Origin of the sequence: Pseudomonas sp., assembly GCF_049590575.1 — a bacterium.
GTDB lineage: Bacteria > Pseudomonadota > Gammaproteobacteria > Pseudomonadales > Pseudomonadaceae > Aquipseudomonas.
In genome coordinates this window covers 25,357-41,799 of the sequence record NZ_JBAWDE010000012.1, presented here as the reverse complement: position 1 = coordinate 41,799, position 16,443 = coordinate 25,357, and the positions used below count along the sequence as shown (strand labels likewise).

Annotated in this window: 15 protein-coding genes; 9 read left to right on the top strand and 6 right to left on the bottom strand. The window is 61.6% G+C overall.

Going from position 1 to position 16,443, the window contains the following annotated elements; translation table 11 throughout:
- The first annotated feature begins 99 nt into the window (after window positions 1-99).
- Window positions 100-1,242, top strand: a complete 1,143-nt coding sequence (locus tag WBR57_RS00930) for an MFS transporter (protein ID WP_424081270.1) — start codon at window positions 100-102, stop codon at window positions 1,240-1,242.
- A 123-nt stretch (window positions 1,243-1,365) separates the two neighbouring features.
- Here WBR57_RS00930 and WBR57_RS00925 read toward each other — a convergent pair whose 3' ends face one another.
- Both WBR57_RS00925 and WBR57_RS00920 read right to left on the bottom strand, forming a co-directional pair.
- Window positions 1,366-2,934: a phospholipase D family protein gene (locus WBR57_RS00925; RefSeq protein ID WP_424081268.1), complete on the bottom strand. Its 1,569-nt coding sequence runs from the start codon at window positions 2,932-2,934 to the stop codon at window positions 1,366-1,368.
- Window positions 2,935-2,996: 62 nt separating this feature from the next.
- Window positions 2,997-4,421 carry a PLP-dependent aminotransferase family protein gene (locus WBR57_RS00920; RefSeq protein ID WP_424081266.1) on the bottom strand — a complete coding sequence of 475 codons (1,425 nt, stop codon included), beginning with the start codon at window positions 4,419-4,421 and terminating at the stop codon, window positions 2,997-2,999.
- Between the two features lie 166 nt (window positions 4,422-4,587).
- On the opposite strand from WBR57_RS00920, the gene WBR57_RS00915 reads away from it, so the two are divergent.
- The gene (locus WBR57_RS00915; protein WP_424081263.1) at window positions 4,588-4,812 is read left to right on the top strand and encodes a DUF1127 domain-containing protein; all 225 of its coding nucleotides are present in this window, start codon (window positions 4,588-4,590) and stop codon (window positions 4,810-4,812) included.
- On the opposite strand, the gene WBR57_RS00910 is transcribed toward WBR57_RS00915, so the two are convergent.
- Window positions 4,813-6,105, bottom strand: a complete 1,293-nt coding sequence (locus WBR57_RS00910) for an NAD(P)/FAD-dependent oxidoreductase (RefSeq protein ID WP_424081261.1) — start codon at window positions 6,103-6,105, stop codon at window positions 4,813-4,815.
- A 115-nt stretch (window positions 6,106-6,220) separates the two neighbouring features.
- On the opposite strand from WBR57_RS00910, the gene WBR57_RS00905 reads away from it, so the two are divergent.
- Window positions 6,221-6,574 carry a YkgJ family cysteine cluster protein gene (locus WBR57_RS00905; RefSeq protein ID WP_424081259.1) on the top strand — a complete coding sequence of 118 codons (354 nt, stop codon included), beginning with the start codon at window positions 6,221-6,223 and terminating at the stop codon, window positions 6,572-6,574.
- A gap of 127 nt (window positions 6,575-6,701) precedes the next feature.
- Here WBR57_RS00905 and WBR57_RS00900 read toward each other — a convergent pair whose 3' ends face one another.
- Entirely contained in the window at window positions 6,702-7,190 is a 489-nt protein-coding gene (locus WBR57_RS00900) for an Lrp/AsnC ligand binding domain-containing protein (protein WP_003206849.1), read from the bottom strand.
- Between the two features lie 157 nt (window positions 7,191-7,347).
- On the opposite strand from WBR57_RS00900, the gene dadA reads away from it, so the two are divergent.
- The 6 genes from dadA to WBR57_RS00870 all read left to right on the top strand — a co-directional run bounded on the left by dadA (window position 7,348) and on the right by WBR57_RS00870 (window position 13,447).
- Window positions 7,348-8,649 (top strand): D-amino acid dehydrogenase, encoded by a 1,302-nt coding sequence (gene dadA, locus WBR57_RS00895; protein ID WP_424081257.1) that lies wholly within the window; start codon window positions 7,348-7,350, stop codon window positions 8,647-8,649.
- Complete coding sequence (locus tag WBR57_RS00890; RefSeq protein WP_424081254.1) at window positions 8,621-8,974, top strand: RidA family protein; 354 nt, start codon at window positions 8,621-8,623, stop codon at window positions 8,972-8,974. Before dadA ends, WBR57_RS00890 begins: the two co-directional genes overlap by 29 nt.
- A gap of 80 nt (window positions 8,975-9,054) precedes the next feature.
- Complete coding sequence (gene alr / locus WBR57_RS00885; protein WP_424081252.1) at window positions 9,055-10,128, top strand: alanine racemase; 1,074 nt, start codon at window positions 9,055-9,057, stop codon at window positions 10,126-10,128.
- Between the two features lie 116 nt (window positions 10,129-10,244).
- A complete protein-coding gene (locus WBR57_RS00880; protein WP_424081251.1) occupies window positions 10,245-10,793 on the top strand; it encodes a cupin domain-containing protein in 549 nt (182 codons plus the stop codon).
- A 181-nt stretch (window positions 10,794-10,974) separates the two neighbouring features.
- On the top strand, window positions 10,975-11,388 hold the full coding sequence (locus WBR57_RS00875) for a c-type cytochrome (RefSeq protein ID WP_424081272.1): 414 nt from the start codon (window positions 10,975-10,977) through the stop codon (window positions 11,386-11,388).
- Between the two features lie 136 nt (window positions 11,389-11,524).
- Window positions 11,525-13,447, top strand: coding sequence for an acetyl-CoA hydrolase/transferase C-terminal domain-containing protein (locus tag WBR57_RS00870; RefSeq protein WP_424081249.1), 1,923 nt, complete (start codon window positions 11,525-11,527; stop codon window positions 13,445-13,447).
- Window positions 13,448-13,533: 86 nt separating this feature from the next.
- On the opposite strand, the gene WBR57_RS00865 is transcribed toward WBR57_RS00870, so the two are convergent.
- Both WBR57_RS00865 and rep read right to left on the bottom strand, forming a co-directional pair.
- Complete coding sequence (locus WBR57_RS00865; RefSeq protein WP_003195447.1) at window positions 13,534-14,106, bottom strand: xanthine phosphoribosyltransferase; 573 nt, start codon at window positions 14,104-14,106, stop codon at window positions 13,534-13,536.
- 58 nt (window positions 14,107-14,164) lie between these two features.
- A complete protein-coding gene (gene rep / locus WBR57_RS00860) occupies window positions 14,165-16,174 on the bottom strand; it encodes a DNA helicase Rep (RefSeq protein ID WP_424081246.1) in 2,010 nt (669 codons plus the stop codon).
- Window positions 16,175-16,443 lie beyond the last annotated feature (269 nt).

Below are 16,443 nucleotides of genomic sequence, written 5' to 3'. Positions count from 1 at the left end.
GTGTCAGGCGCTAACAGTGCTCACTGATCCACCGCAATCGGGGGCAAGCCCCCTCCCACACTGTTTTGTGTGTTCAAAGTTATCCACAGGAGCGTGGACATGCGTTGGGCGACTTATTTCGCCGTCCTGGCCTCGGTACTCAGCGTCGGCCTGGCGCTGGGCGTCAGCATGCCGCTGGTGTCCCTGCGCCTGGAAAGCTGGGGCTATGGCAGTTTCGCGATTGGCGTGATGGCAGCGATGCCGGCCTTCGGCGTACTGCTGGGGGCGAAGGTGTCCAGCCGCTTGGCCTCCTGGCTCGGCACCGCCAACCTGATGCGCCTGTGCCTGTGGGCCGGTGCGGTGTCCATCGGCTTGCTGGCGATCTTGCCCAGCTACCCGGTGTGGCTGGTGCTGCGCCTGATGATCGGAGTGATCCTGACCATCGTGTTTATCCTCGGCGAAAGCTGGATCAACCAACTCGTGGTGGAGCAATGGCGTGGCCGGCTGGTGGCGTTGTATGGCTGCAGCTATGCCCTGAGCCAACTCTCGGGGCCGTTGCTGCTGGGCCTGATCGGCACTGGTCACGACTACGGATTCTGGGTGGGCGTAGGTCTTTTGATGGTCGCGCCGCTGCTGTTGCTGGGCCGTTCCGGCGCGCCGACGGCCGAGTCGTTCAGCGTGACCTTCAGCGACCTGTGGCGTTTCTGCCGGAGCTTGCCGGCGATTGCGTGGGCGGTGGCGCTGTTCGCCGCGTTCGAAGCGATGATTCTGACGCTGCTGCCGGTGTATTGCCTGCAACAGGGGTTCACTGCCGAAATCGCCCTGGCGATGGTCAGCACGGTGGTGGTGGGTGATGCATTGCTGCAATTGCCGATCGGCGCGTTGGCCGACTACCTGCCAAGGCGCACGCTGTTCCTGAGCTGTGCGGTGCTGCTACTGGCCTCGAGCCTGGCGATTCCGCCGTTGCTGCACACGCCGCTGATCTGGCCGGTGTGGGTGCTGTTTGGCGCCAGCGCCGGTGGCTTGTTTACGTTGTCGCTGATCCTGATCGGCGAGCGCTACCGCGACGATGCGCTGGTGCGCGCCAATGCGCACATTGCGCAGCTGTGGGGCATCGGTTGCCTGATCGGCCCGCTGGTGGCCGGCGCGGGCAGCCAATGGATCAGCGGGCATGCTCTGCCGATGCTGATGGCAGCCGGCGCCCTGGGCCTGGTGGCGCTGTTGCTGCGCCAGGGGGCATTCGGCGCTGCACAGCCTGCCTGAATTGGAATGCAAACAACTGTGGGAGCTGGCTTTCCTGCGATAGCGGTGTGTCAGCTGCCAACACATTACCTGACACACCGCCATCGCGGGCAAGCCCGGCTCCCACAGGGATCTTCTGTGTGCTTACAGCATGCGTTCCAGGCCGACTGAGGTGGCAAACCAGGCATTGAACCGCCGCCACCAGCTGCCCGGCTCGCGGGTCAGGGTGTGCAGGTGGCCGTTATCCTCGGTCACCCACACCACCTGGCCGTCCTGCATTTTCGCTTCATAGCTCAAGGCTGGCGCCATGCCTTGCAGCGCCAGGTTGCGCACGTGTTCCGCCAGTTCAGGGCTGTCGACCAGCACGCCGACTTCGGTGTTCCATAGCACCGAACGCGGGTCGAAGTTGAATGAGCCGATAAACGACTTGGTCCGGTCAAAGATCATCGCCTTGCTGTGCAGGCTGGAGTCCGAGCCGCGGAAGCTGCCGCGCCGAAACAGGTGCGGCCCGCTGCCTGCGCTCGGGTCGCCCGGCTGGCGGCGCAATTCATAGAGTTTCACCCCGTGCTCCAGCAGCGCCTTGCGATAGGGCGCGTAGCCGCCGTGCACCGCCGGTACGTCGGTGGCTTCCAGGGAGTTGGTCAGCAGGCTCACCGACACGCCGGCGTCGGCGCGGCCGGTCAGGTACACCAGCCCAGGCTGACCCGGTACAAAGTACGCCGAGATCATCATCAGTTCATGGTTGACGCCTTCCAGCTCCGGCGCCAGTTGCGTGGTGAGCAGCAGGTGCGGGTCTGGGTCGGCCTTGGCCAGCACCTTGCTCGGCGCGTCCCACAGCGCCTGGTTCCAGGCCCAGATCAGCTCGCGGCGCCAAATGTCCATGCGTGGCTGGGTCTGGTAGGTACGCAAGCGGTTGTACAGCGCGTGGTTCTGCTGGCGCGATTCGGCCAGCGATGCTTCGAGGCATACGCGCGCGGCAGCCAGGTCGCCTTTGGAGGGCGTATTGGAGACGAAGTCGTCAATCGGTTTGCTCAGTGCGCTGTTCCAGTACTGATCAAAACTGTGCCCGAGCTGCTCAGCCACCGGGCCGACGCTGAGCATGTCGATATCGGTGAAGTTCAGGTTGGGCTCGGCATCGAAATACTCATCGCCCAGGTTGCGCCCGCCGACGATGGCCACGCTGTTATCCGCCAGCCACAGCTTGTTGTGCATGCGCCGGTGTTGCAGCGACAGGTTGAACAGCCGGCCCATGGCCCGCGTAACGCCGGTGCTGCGCCCCAGGTGCAGCGGGTTGAACAGGCGAATTTCAATTTTTGGGTGGGCGGCGAGGGTGGCGATGATCTGGTCGAGGCCGTCGCTGGTGGTGTCGTCCAGCAGGATGCGCACGCGCACGCCGCGGTCGGCGGCCTTGAGCAGTTCGTCCACGAGCATGCGAGTGCTGATGCCGTCGTGCACGATGTAGTACTGCAGATCGAGGCTGGTCTGGGCGTTGCGGATCAGCTCGGCGCGCGCCATGAAGGCTTCGCTGCTGTTAGGCAGCAGGCGGAAGCCGGAGCGGCCTTGATACGGCGCGGCCTGGGCCTGGATCGAGCGGCCGAATGAGGATTGTGCGGCGGGCAGGGCGTCACTGGGGATGCGCGGTGTAGTCACCGTGGCGCAGCCGCCCAGCGCCAGGGTGCCCAACAGGAAAAACGGTAAAAGCCGTCGAATCATCAAGGGCGCTGCATCCTGGTCAGGGCGGGTGTGGGCATATGACGGCGAATTTACGCGAAAGGTCAGTCGGCAGATTCGGCGAGCATTTTGATCGCGGCTGCGCCGACTTTGCTCACCGCTTCTTCAATCTGCGCGGTTGGCTTGGCAGCGTAGTTCATGCGCAGGCAATTGCGGTATTTGCCCGATGCAGAAAAGATGCTGCCTACGGCAATCTGTACGCCTTGTTCCACCAACACCCGGTTGAGCTTGAGCGTGTCGAAACCCTCCGGCAGCTCGACCCACAGCATGAAGCTGCCTTGCGGCCGGCTGGCGCGGGTGCCGGCCGGGAAATAGCGGCTGACCCAGTCGAGCATCAAGTCGCGATTGCGTTGGTATTGGGTGCGCATCCGCCGCAAATGCGGCTCGAAATGGCCGCCCTTGAGGAATTCGGCAATCGCGATCTGCGGTTGGGTGGCGGTCGAGCCGGTGCTGATGTACTTCATGTGCAGCACCCGCTCCAGGTACCGCCCCGGCGCGACCCAGCCAATCCGCAGGCCTGGGGCCAGGGTTTTCGAGAACGAGCTGCACAGCAGCACGCGGCCGTCTTCGTCGAAGGATTTGATTGTGCGTGGGCGCGGGTAGCTGTAGGCCAGTTCGCCGTACACATCGTCTTCGATGATTGCCACGTCAAAGCGTTGGGCCAGGGTCAGCAGCGCCTTTTTGCGTGCCTCGGGCATGATGTAGCCCAACGGGTTATTGCAGTTGGGGGTCAGCTGAATGACCTTGATCGGCCACTGCTCCAGCGCCAGTTCCAGGGCTTCCAGGCTGATGCCGGTGAGCGGGTCGGTGGGGATTTCCAGGGCTTTCATGCCCAGGCCCTTGAGGGTCTGCATGGCACCATGGAAGCTCGGCGAGTCCACCGCGACGATGTCCCCCGGTTCGCAAATCGCATGGATGCTGGCGGACAGCGCTTCATGGCAACCGGTGGTGATCACCACGTCTTCGGCGGTCAGCTGGCAGCCGGAATCCAATGACAGCCGTGCGATTTGCTCACGCAACTCCATACAGCCAAGGATGTTGTCGTAATACAGGCCGGGCAGGTCCTGGCGCCGACTGACGCGGGCGAGGCTGCGCAGCAGCGGCTTCATGGTCGGCGACAATACATCCGGCATGCCACGGCCCATCTGTATGACATCTTTGCGCGGCACGGCGCGAATGAGCTCGAGTACCTGGTCCCACTGGGAAATTTCCACCGGGCGCTGGGCCGGGCGTCCAATCTCGGGCAGGGCCGGCAACTCACGGCCCACCGGCACAAAGTACCCGGATTTAGGCTTCGGCATCGCCAGGCCGTTGTCTTCCAGCAAACGATAAGCCTGTTGCACGGTACTCAGGCTGACCCCATGTTCCACGCTCAAGGCGCGCACGGAGGGCAAGCGGTCGCCGGGGCGGTAGAAGCCCTGTTCGATGCGCGTGCCCAATAATTCGGCGAGGTTGACGTAAAGCGTCATGGCGGTCGCTCCCGGGAGACCAGTACAGATAGAGGGAAAATACAGGATTCAGCCGCGCATAGGCAGCGTCTGTATGGATTTAATAAAGATAGGTTGAATCTGTAATGGTTTTGCCCGCGCGTTCATTCTTGTCACTCATGGCAACAAGCAAATGAGGGGCAGGAAAATGAACGGCATGAGCGATGTGCGGCTGATGTTACACGGCCAGGAATTGCAGGCAGGGCAGGAGCGGGCGACGGCGCCGCGCGATATCAGCCGCTGGAGCCTGTTCTGGCACCGTCGCCACACGCGCAAGGCCTTGCTGTACTTGACCCGCGAGCAATTGCGCGATGTCGGATTGACCCAGGAGCAGGCGCGCCAGGAAGGTTTGAAACCGTTCTGGCGCGATTGATCAGAGCAGCTCTTTGAGGCGGTGCCAGAGCATCCCCAACGCCAGCAGCGGCGAGCGCAGGTGCTTGCCGCCGGGGAAGGTGAGGTGCGGCACCTGGGCAAACAGATCGAAACGTCCCTGCTGCTGGCCACTGATCGCCTCGGCGAGCAGCTTGCCCGCCAGGTGCGTGGCGTTGAGGCCATGGCCCGCGTAGGCCTGGGCGTAATACACGTTAGGTTGGTCGGGCAACCGGCCGATCTGCGGCAGGCGGTTGGCACCGATGCCGATCATGCCGCCCCATTGGTAATCGATCTTCACGTCGGCCAGTTGTGGGAACACCTTGAGCATCTTCGGGCGCATGTAGGCGCCGATGTCCTTGGGGTCGCGGCCTGAATAGTGGCAGGCACCACCGAACAGCAGGCGGCGGTCAGCCGAGAGGCGGAAATAGTCCACGGTCACGCGCTGATCACACACCGCCATGTTCTGCGGCAGCAGGTTGGCGGCCTGTGCTTGGCTCAAGGGCTCGGTGGCGATGATGTAGCTGCCGGCGGGCAGCACTTTGCCGCTCAGGTGTGGATTGAGGTCGTTCAGATAGGCGTTGCAGGCCAACACCAGGGTCTTGGCGCGCACCTTGCCCTGGGCGGTATGCACCTGGACTTCGGGGCCGTAGTCGATGTGCGTCACTTCGGACTGCTCGAACAGCTTCACCCCCAACTGCTGCGCCGCCGCCGCCTCGCCGAGGGCCAGGTTCAGCGGGTGCAGATGGCCCGAGCCCATGTCGATCATGCCGCCTACGTAACGATCGGAGCCGATCACGCTGCCCATTTCGCTGGCTTGCAGCAGACGCACTTCGTGGCGATAGCCCAGGCTGCGCAGTGCTTCGGCATCTTCGGCCAGGCCTTGCAGGTCGCGGGGTTTGTTGGCGAGGTCGCAGTAGCCCCAGGTCAGGTCGCAGGGGATCTGGTAGCGCTCGACGCGCTCACGCACGATTTCCACGGCTTCCAGGCCCATCAGCTTCATCTGGCGCACACCGTCGGTGCCGATCACATTGGCGAACTGCTCCAGGCCATGGCCAACCCCACGAATCAGCTGACCGCCGTTGCGCCCGCTGGCACCCCAGCCGATCTTGCGGGCTTCCAGCAACACCACGCTGAAACCGCGTTCAGCCAGCTCCAGAGCGGTGTTGAGCCCGGAATAACCACCGCCGACCACGCACACGTCGGCAACGATTTCACCTTGCAGCGTCGGGTGATCAAGGTGCGGCAGGCTACTGGCGGCATAGTAGGAATCTGCGTGCCGGGCGCTGGCAGTCATGGGGAGCATCCCTGTGTGGAAAATTTGACGCAGGATACAGCGGTCGGACGACGCTGTCTGCGCAGGGCGTTTTGCGTCAGAATCCACGCCTATTCGCCGTTAGGTTTGGGTTTCGATGAGTTGCAACAGTCAGAAAATCAGCGCGCTGCGCCGGCAGATTCCTTCGTTCGAGTGCGTCCCGGGTTGCCACGACTGCTGTGGGCCGGTGACCACTTCGCCCGAGGAAATGTCCCGCCTGCCGCGTAAGACGGCTGCCGAGCAGGACGCGGCGATGGATGAGCTGAATTGCGTGCACCTGGGCCCCAACGGTTGCACCGTGTATGACGAGCGCCCGTTGATTTGCAGGCTGTTCGGCACCACCAGGACCTTGCCGTGCCCCAACGGGCGGGGGCCGGTGGAGTTGATTCACCCCAGAGTGGAAAAGCAGATTCACGAGTACATGGCGAGCACCCGGCAGGTACTGGTCTAGCGAAGGTACTTGATCTAAATGTGGGAGCGGGCTTGCTCGCGAATGCGGTGTGTCAACTAGCGAATTTTTTCACTGATCCACCGCATTCGGGAGCAAGCCCCCTCCCACATTGGGCCGAGTTTGTCAGTCAGTCCGGGATCGGCAGGTTCAGGCTCTCCTTCACCTCTTCCATCACGATATAGCTCTTGGATTCGCGCACATGGGGCAACTTGAGCAGGATGTCGCCGAGCAACTTGCGGTACGAGGCCATCTCGGAGATCCGCGCTTTCACCAGGTAGTCGAAATCCCCTGACACCAAGTGGCACTCCAGCACATGGGGCAGTTTCAGCACCGCGCGGCGGAACTCTTCAAAGGTGTCGCCGGACTTGTAATCCAGGCTGATCTCGACAAATACCAGCAAACTTCCCTTCAAATGCTGCGGATTGAGCCGCGCGTTATAGCCCATGATGATCCCCTCGCGCTCCAGTCGGCGGACCCGTTCAGTACATGGCGTGGTCGACAACCCGACCTTCTCCCCCAGCTCCGTGAACGAAATACGCCCGTCGGCTTGCAGGATGCGCAGGATATTGCGGTCGATCTTGTCCAGCTCCCGCTTGGTCTGGGTGTTGGTACGCATAGGGGATACGCCTCTGTAAAAAGAGTTTTTGCCGAGAATTGTCGCCAAATATAGGCATTTATATAGTGAAATGCACTGGCGATTGCTTTTTATACTGCGTCCATCATTGCTCGAATAAACACACGTCAGCGGCTAAGCCCGTGATGAGGATATAAAAATGCGCGTTCTGGTCTTGGGTAGCGGTGTCATTGGGGTCACCAGTGCCTACTATTTGGCGCGGGCCGGCTTTGAAGTGGTGGTGGTCGACCGCCAGCCAGCTGCTGCCATGGAAACCAGTTTCGCCAACGCCGGCCAAGTGTCCCCAGGCTACGCGTCGCCATGGGCTGCGCCGGGCGTGCCGCTCAAGGCCATCAAATGGCTGCTGCAGCGCCACGCGCCGCTGGCAATCAAGGCCACCGCCGATATCGACCAATACCTGTGGATGGCGCAGATGCTGCGCAACTGCACCGCCAGCCGTTACGCGGTGAACAAGGAGCGCATGGTGCGTCTGTCCGAGTACAGCCGCGATTGCCTGGATGAACTGCGCGCCGAGACCGGCATTGCCTACGAAGGCCGCAGCCTCGGTACTACCCAACTGTTCCGCACCCAGGCCCAACTGGATGGCGCCGCCAAAGACATCGCCGTGCTGAAAGAATCCGGCGTGCCGTTCGAGCTGCTCGACCGCGCCGGCATCGCCCGCGTCGAGCCGGCCCTGGCCAGCGTCACCGATATCCTCGCCGGTGCCCTGCGTCTGCCGAATGACCAGACTGGCGACTGCCAGATGTTCACCACGCGCCTGGCCGACATGTGCAAGCAGCTCGGTGTGGAGTTCCGTTTCGAACAGGACATCCAGCGCCTCGACTACGCCGGCGACCGTATCAATGGCGTGTGGATCGACGGCAAGCTGGAAACCGCCGATCGCTATGTGCTGGCCCTCGGCAGCTACTCGCCGAAGCTGCTCAAGCCGCTGGGGATCAAGGCGCCGGTTTACCCGCTCAAGGGGTACTCGTTGACCGTGCCGATCACCAACCCGGCGATGGCCCCGACTTCGACCATCCTGGACGAGACCTACAAAGTCGCGATCACCCGTTTCGACAACCGCATCCGCGTCGGCGGCATGGCTGAAATAGCCGGTTTTGACCTGTCGTTGAACCCGCGTCGGCGTGAAACCCTGGAGATGATCGTCAACGACCTTTATCCTCAGGGCGGCGATTTGGCCGAAGCCAGTTTCTGGACCGGCCTGCGCCCGACCACACCCGACGGCACGCCGATTGTCGGTGCCACGCCGTTCAAGAACCTGTTCCTGAATACCGGCCACGGCACGCTCGGCTGGACCATGGCGTGCGGCTCGGGCCGTTTGCTGGCTGACCTGATGGCCCGCAAAACCCCGCAGATCAGCGCCGAAGGCCTCGATATTTACCGCTACGGCAACCACCAGGAGTCCGCACACCATGTCAATCCAGCGCCAGCTCACCAATGAGCGCATGAGCCAGATCGTTGTCCACAGCGGTACTGTGTATCTGGCCGGGCAAGTCGGCGACGACCTGAACGCCGGCATTGAGCAGCAGACCCGTGAGACCCTTGCCACTATCGAGCGTTTGCTCGACCTGGCCGGCACCGACAAAACCAGGCTGCTGTCGGTGACGATCTACCTGAAAGACATCGACGCCGATTTCGCCGGCATGAACGCGGTGTGGGACAAGTGGTTGCCTAAAGGCGTCGCTCCGGCCCGCGCCACGGTTGAAGCCAAGCTGTGCGAACCGGAAATCCTGGTAGAGCTGTCCGTCGTGGCCGCGCTGCCTTAAACATCGCTCCCTCTGCCGGTGCCGACGCTGTCGGTCGGTGCCGGTTTTTTCTTCACTCTGCCGCCTAGAAGCCTGCCGCCATGCGTCCTGCCCGTGCCCTGATCGACCTCCAAGCCCTGCGCCACAATTACCAACTGGCCCGTGACGTCACGGGGGCCAAGGCCCTCGCCGTGATCAAGGCCGATGCCTATGGGCATGGCGCCGTGCGCGTGGCCCAGGCGCTGGAGGCTGAGGCCGACGGGTTTGCCGTGGCGTGCATCGAGGAAGCATTGGAGCTGCGCGCCGCCGGCATCCGCGCGCCGGTGTTGCTGCTGGAAGGGTTCTTCGAAGCCGACGAGCTGGCGCTGATCATCGAGCATGATTTCTGGTGCGTGGTGCATTCGCTGTGGCAACTGGAAGCCATCGAGCAGGCCAGCCTGAGCACACCGCTGACGATCTGGCTCAAGCTCGATTCGGGCATGCACCGCGTGGGCCTGCATCCCAAGGATTACCACGAGGCGTACCAGCGCCTGTTGGCCAGCGGCAAAGTCGCCAAGATCGTGTTGATGAGCCACTTCGCCCGCGCCGACGAACTCGATTGCGTGCGCAGCAATGAACAAGTGGCGGTGTTTGATGCGGCGCGCCAGGGCTTGTCGGCCGAGGTCAGCCTGCGCAATTCGCCGTCGGTGATGGGCTGGCCAAATGTGTCCAGCGACTGGGTGCGCCCCGGCATCATGCTCTACGGCGCCACGCCGTTTGGTGAAGACCAGGCCATCGCCGCGCGTCTGCAGCCGGTGATGACCCTCGAATCGAAAGTCATCTGCGTACGTGAACTGCCGGCCGGCGAACCGGTAGGGTATGGCGCCAAGTTCATCACCCCCAAGCCGATGCGCATCGGCGTGGTCGCCATGGGCTATGCCGACGGCTACCCGCGCCATGCGCCGACCGGCACGCCGGTATGGGTGGCCGGGCAACGCAGCCAGTTGCTGGGGCGGGTGTCGATGGACATGCTGTGCATCGACCTCACGGATGTGCCGCAAGCCGGCCTCGGTTCCACAGTGGAGCTGTGGGGCAAAAACATTCTGGCGAGTGACATTGCGACCGCCGCTGAAACCATTCCCTACCAGATCTTTTGCAACCTGCGCCGCGTGCCGAGGCTCTATTCCGGGGCTTGAGGCCCAGGCACGAACGTCACTGCCCGGGATTTAGGCCCAAGTGTTGTAAATACTGAACGCTGTCGCCATGATAACGCTCAATTACAACAAAGCCTGAATCCTAGGAGGCTCCTGCATTGGACGTCGGCGAACGACTGCAATCCATCCGTAAACTGAAGGGTCTTTCCCAGCGCGAGCTCGCCAAGCGCGCGGGTGTCACCAACAGCACCATTTCGATGATCGAAAAAAACAGCGTCAGCCCCTCGATCAGCTCCTTGCGCAAGGTGCTGGGCGGCATCCCCATGTCGATGGTCGAGTTCTTTTCCGAGGAGATCCTCCAGGAAATACCGACGCAGATCGTCTATAAAGCCAATGAGCTGATCGACATCTCTGACGGCGCCGTCACCATGAAACTCGTAGGCCGCGCGCACCCCAGCCGGGCGATTGCGTTTCTCAATGAGATCTACCCACCGGGCGCCGACACGGGTGACGAAATGCTCACCCATGAAGGCGAGGAAACCGGGATTGTGGTGGAAGGCCGCTTGGAATTAGTGGTCGGGCTTGAAACTTTTGTGCTCGAAGCCGGCGATAGCTACTACTTTGAAAGCACCAAGCCGCATCGTTTTCGCAACCCGTTCGACGTGCCGGCGCGACTAATCAGCGCAGCCACACCCGCTAACTTTTAACAGAAGAGGCGTCCTGCCAGCGTTGCAGAGACACCCGCAGCAGTAACCGTGAGGCCTAATCTCCCTTTATTTAATAGGGTTGTTTCGGCCGGCCGGGCTAACCGTTATACTTTCGCCGCCTGCGAAACCGTGGCCGCAGGCGTGAATAGCCACCATTGAGGGTGAACGCGTGAACCTAATTATGAAAATGCTGGCTGCACCAGCAACCGTACTGGCCCTATGGGCTGTCAGCGCTCAAGCTGCGACCAACGATGATATTGCCAAGCGCCTGGAGCCTGTCGGCCAAGTCTGCGTCCAGGGCCAGGAATGCAAAGGGATGGACGTTGCGGTGACCGCGGGCGGCGGTGGCGGGGCGAAGACGCCGGACGAAATCATCGCCAAGCACTGCAACGCGTGCCACGGTTCTGGCTTGCTGGGCGCGCCGAAAATCGGTGACACGGCCGCCTGGAAAGAGCGTGCCGACCACCAGGGCGGCCTCGACGGCATCTTGGCCAAGGCCATCACCGGTATCAACGCCATGCCGCCAAAAGGCACTTGTGCGGATTGCTCGGATGACGACCTGAAAGGTGCGATCAAGAAGATGTCTGGCCTGTAACTCGCCGACCTTCGCCAAAAATGCCGCTTACGAGCGGCTTTTTTGTGCCTGCGATTTGGCTTCACTGCTATTCAATGCAGCAAAGACCCGGCAAGCTCGGTCCAACCCCTAATCATGGAATGTTCAGGAGGGTCGGATGGTGCAGTTGTGTTCAATCGAGCAAGCAGTTGACGACGTACTGGCGCGGTTGCCGGCGCATATCCACATGGGCATGCCCCTGGGCCTGGGCAAGCCGAACCTGTTTGCCAACGCGCTGTACCGGCGGATCGCCAAGTTGCCGGAGCGGTCGCTGACGATCTACACCGCGCTGAGCCTGGGCCGGCCCCCATTGGGTGATGGGCTGCAGAAACGCTTTCTCGAACCCTTTATCGAGCGCGTGTTTGGCGACTATCCCGAGCTGGATTTCCTCGCCGACCTGCACAAGGACAGCCTGCCAAAAAATATCCATGTGCAGCAATTCTTCATGCAGCCCGGCAGCCTGCTGCACAGCGCCCAGGCCCAGCAGGATTACGTCAGCAGCAACTACAGCCATGCCGCCCGCGATATCAACGCCGCCGGCCTCAACCTGGTTGCGCAACTGGTGGCCAGCAGCGCGGAACACCCGGATCGCCTGAGCTTGAGCTGCAACCCGGATATCACCCTCGACCTGCTGCCGATGATCGCCAAACGCCGCGCCGCCGGGGAAACCATCCTGGTGGTCGGCCAGGTGCACAGCGATTTGCCCTACATGCCCGGCGATGCCGAGCTGGGCATGGATGAATTCGACTACCTGCTCGACGCAAAGGACAACACCACGTTGTTCTCCACGCCGAACATGCCGGTGGGTTTCCAGGACCACTTTATCGGTTTGCACGCCAGCACCCTGGTACGCGATGGCGGTACTTTGCAGATCGGCATCGGCTCGATGGGTGATGCGCTGACCGCCGCACTGTTGGCGCGCCAGGCCGATAACGAGTCGTATCGCTTGCTGCTGACGGATCTGGATGTGTACCAGTGGGCGCCGTTGATCAGCCATGAAGGCGGGGTCGATCCCTTCGCGCGTGGCCTCTACGGCTGCAGCGAAATGTTCGTTAACGGCTTGCTGGTACTGGCGGACGCCGGGATTATCCGCCGCAAGGTCTACCCGGATGTGGCGACCCAGGAGCAGGCCAACGCCGGCACCCTGGACGACGCAGCGCAGCCCGATGGCGTTTCGATCCACGGCGGTTTCTTTCTCGGGCCGCGCAGTTTTTACCAGCGCCTGCAGGAGATGACTCACGCCAAACGCCTCGAATTCAACATGACCCGCATCAGCTATATCAACGAGCTGTATGGCCAGGAGGAACTCAAACGTTTGCAGCGCCTGGATGCGCGGTTTATCAACAGCGCGATCATGGTGACGTTGCTCGGCGCCGGTGTCGCCGACCAGTTGGAAGGCGGCGGCGTGCTCAGCGGCGTCGGCGGGCAGTACAACTTCGTGGCCCAGGGGCATGCGCTGGAAGGCGCGCGCTCGATCCTGATCCTGCGCAGCTGGCGCGAGTCGGCGGGGGAGGTCAGTTCCAATATCGTCTGGGAATACGGCCACTGCACGATTCCGCGGCACCTGCGGGATATCGTCATTACCGAATACGGGATTGCCGACTTGCGCGGTCAGACGGATGCCAAGGTGATCGAGGCTTTGCTCAACATCACTGACTCCAGGTTCCAGCACGACTTGATCGAGCAGGCGCAAAAAGCCGGCAAGTTGCCCAAGGACTTCAAGCTGGACCCGCGTTTCAGCGACAACACGCCGGAGCGGCTCAAGGGCATCCAGGCACGCCATCGTCGGCTGTTCCCGGAGTATCCGTTGGGCAGTGACTTTAGCGATGAAGAGCGGGATTTGTTGCGCGCGTTGAACTGGCTCAAGAGCAAATTCAAGCTGACGGAGATTCTGGAGTTGGGCAAGGCGGCACTCGACGCACCGGAGCCGGAGGCGTTTCCCGAGCATTTGAAGCGGATGCGCCTGGATCAGCCGGAGGGGCTGAAAGAAGATCTGTACCAGCGCCTGTTGCTCGCCGGCCTACAGGCCACCGCGCACTGAAAACCCACACAAAACCAAATGTAGGAGGGGGCAAGCCCCCTCCCACATTTTGATCTGTATTAATCGGGTATTTGCAGTTGTGCAAATCACTCGATGAACGTAACCACACCACCCGCCAGCGACTTCACGCGCGCCAGCGACTCAACCCGGTAACCCTGCGCATCCAGCTCGGCACGGCCACCCTGGAATGACTTCTCGATCACAATGCCCAAGCCGGCAACGGTTGCGCCCGCCTGCTTGATGATCGAAATCAGCGCCTGGGACGCTTTGCCATTGGCCAGGAAGTCATCGATCACCAGCACGCGGTCGCTGCTGGTCAGGTGGCGCGGGGAGATCGCCACGGTGCTTTCGGTTTTCTTGGTGAACGAATACACCGTGGCCGACAGCAGGTTTTCCGTGAGGGTCAGGGATTGCTGCTTGCGGGCGAAGATCACTGGTACGCCGAGGTTCAGGCCGGTCATGATCGCCGGCGCGATGCCCGAAGCTTCGATGGTGACGATCTTGGTGATGCCCGAATCCTTGAACAGCGCGGCGAATTCGTCGCCGATCAGTTTCATCAGCGCGGGGTCAATCTGGTGGTTCAGGAAGGCGTCGACCTTGAGTACCTGATCGGAAAGCACGATGCCTTCTTCGCGAATTTTCTTGTGCAGTGCTTCCACGGAAAGCTTCCTCTAATGGCGGGTTGTGCGCCGAAAGTAGATTAAAAAGTAGTCGATTCTAGCGCTTTAACATCGCGCGTATATCCGCCAGGGCGGTGTTGCCGCGAACGGCCTTCACCTCGGTCGGGGTGTCGTCATTGCCTTCCCAGGCCAGGTCGTCCGGCGGCAGTTCATCCAGGAACCGGCTGGGGGCACAATCGATGATCTCGCCGTACTGCTTGCGCTTGGCGGCAAAGGTGAAGGCCAGGGTCTGACGCGCGCGGGTAATGCCCACGTAGGCCAGGCGCCGTTCTTCCTCGATGGTGTCGGCTTCGATGCTGGAGCGGTGCGGGAGGATTTCCTCTTCCATGCCCATGATGAACACGTAGGGAAATTCCAGGCCCTTGGACGCATGCAAGGTCATCATCTGCACGCCTTCGGCGCCGTCTTCTTCTTCCTGCTGGCGCTCGAGCATGTCGCGCAGCACCAGCTTGCCGATGGCGTCTTCGACGGTCATTTCGCCGTCTTCATCTTTTTCCAGGGTGTTCTTCAGCGCTTCGATCAGGAACCAGACGTTGCCCATGCGGTAGTCCGCGGCCTTGTCGCTGGAACTGTTGGTGCGCAGCCAGTTCTCGTAGTCGATGTCCATGACCATGCTGCGCAGGGCGCTGATCGGGTCTTCACCGGCGCATTGCTCGCGCACCTTGTCCATGAAGCGCTTGAAGCGCGCCAGGCGGTCGGTGAAGCGCGTGTCCAGGTGTTCGCCCAAGCCGATTTCGTCGGTGGCGGCGTACATCGAGATCTTGCGTTCGGTGGCGTAGTTGCCGAGCTTTTCCAGGGTTGTCGAACCGATTTCCCGGCGTGGGACGTTGATTACCCGCAGGAAGGCGTTGTCGTCGTCCGGGTTCACGATCAGCCGGAAGTAGGCCATCAGGTCTTTCACTTCCTGGCGTCCGAAAAAGCTGTTGCCGCCCGACAGGCGATACGGAATCTGGTGGTGCTGCAGCTTCAGCTCGATCAGTTTGGCCTGGTAGTTGCCGCGGTACAGGATCGCGAAGTCGCTGTAGGGCCGGTCGGTGCGCAGGTGCAAGGTCAGCAGTTCGACGGCCACGCGCTCGGCTTCGGCGTCTTCATTGCGGCAGCGGATCACGCGGATCTCGTCGCCATGGCCCATCTCACTCCACAGCTGTTTTTCAAACTCGTGGGGGTTGTTCGAGATCAGCACGTTGGCGCAGCGCAGGATGCGGCTGGTGGAGCGGTAGTTCTGCTCCAGCATCACCACTTTCAGTGACGGGTAATCGTCCTTGAGCAGCATCAGGTTTTCCGGGCGCGCGCCACGCCAGGCGTAGATCGACTGGTCATCGTCGCCGACCACGGTGAACTGGTTGCGCGTGCCGATCAGCAGCTTCACCAGCAGGTATTGGCTGGCATTGGTGTCCTGGTATTCGTCCACCAGCAGGTAGCGCACCTTGTTCTGCCACTTTTCGAGGATGTCTTTGTGTTCCTGGAAGAGTTTGACCGGCAGCAGGATCAGGTCGTCGAAGTCCACCGCGTTGAACGCCTTGAGCGTGCGCTGGTAGTGGGTGTAGACGATGGCGGCGGTCTGTTCCTTGGGGTTGCGCGCGGCTTCCAGGGCTTCGGCGGGCAGGATCAGGTCGTTTTTCCACGAGCCGATCATGTTCTTGATCTCGTCGACGCCGTCGTCGCCCGCGTATTCCTTTTGCATGATGTCGGTCATCAGGGCTTTGACGTCGGTCTCGTCGAAGATCGAGAAGCCCGGCTTGTAGCCCAGCCGCACATGCTCCTTGCGGATGATGTTCAGCCCCAGGTTGTGGAAGGTACACACGGTGAGGCCACGGCCTTCGCCACCCTTGAGCAGGGTGCCGACACGCTCTTTCATTTCCCGCGCCGCCTTGTTGGTAAAGGTCATGGCGACGATGTACTGGGCACGGATGCCGCAGTTCTGGATCAAGTGCGCGATCTTGCGGGTGATCACGCTGGTCTTGCCGGAGCCTGCGCCGGCGAGCACCAATAGAGGGCCGCCGACGTAGTTCACGGCTTCTTGCTGCCGGGGATTGAGTCGGGACATACAGAGTTCAGGGAGTCATTGTTCAAAAGGGCGGGCATTTTAACAGGCTGGCAGGATTCTGCTCTCTCAGAACGACAGTGTGACGTACCGCTCGATCTAAATTTGCCGGTTTTGCTACTTTGCCGCAGGATGTCCCGGCCTTTTTGTGGTTAAGGCAGTGACTAATGTTTACAGTCAGCGTATTTGATAACCCCTATCATTGGTGATTGTCAGGCCGCGCGTCATAATGCCCGCCGCCAACGAAATTTTGCAGAGTCTAGGGAGCTAGC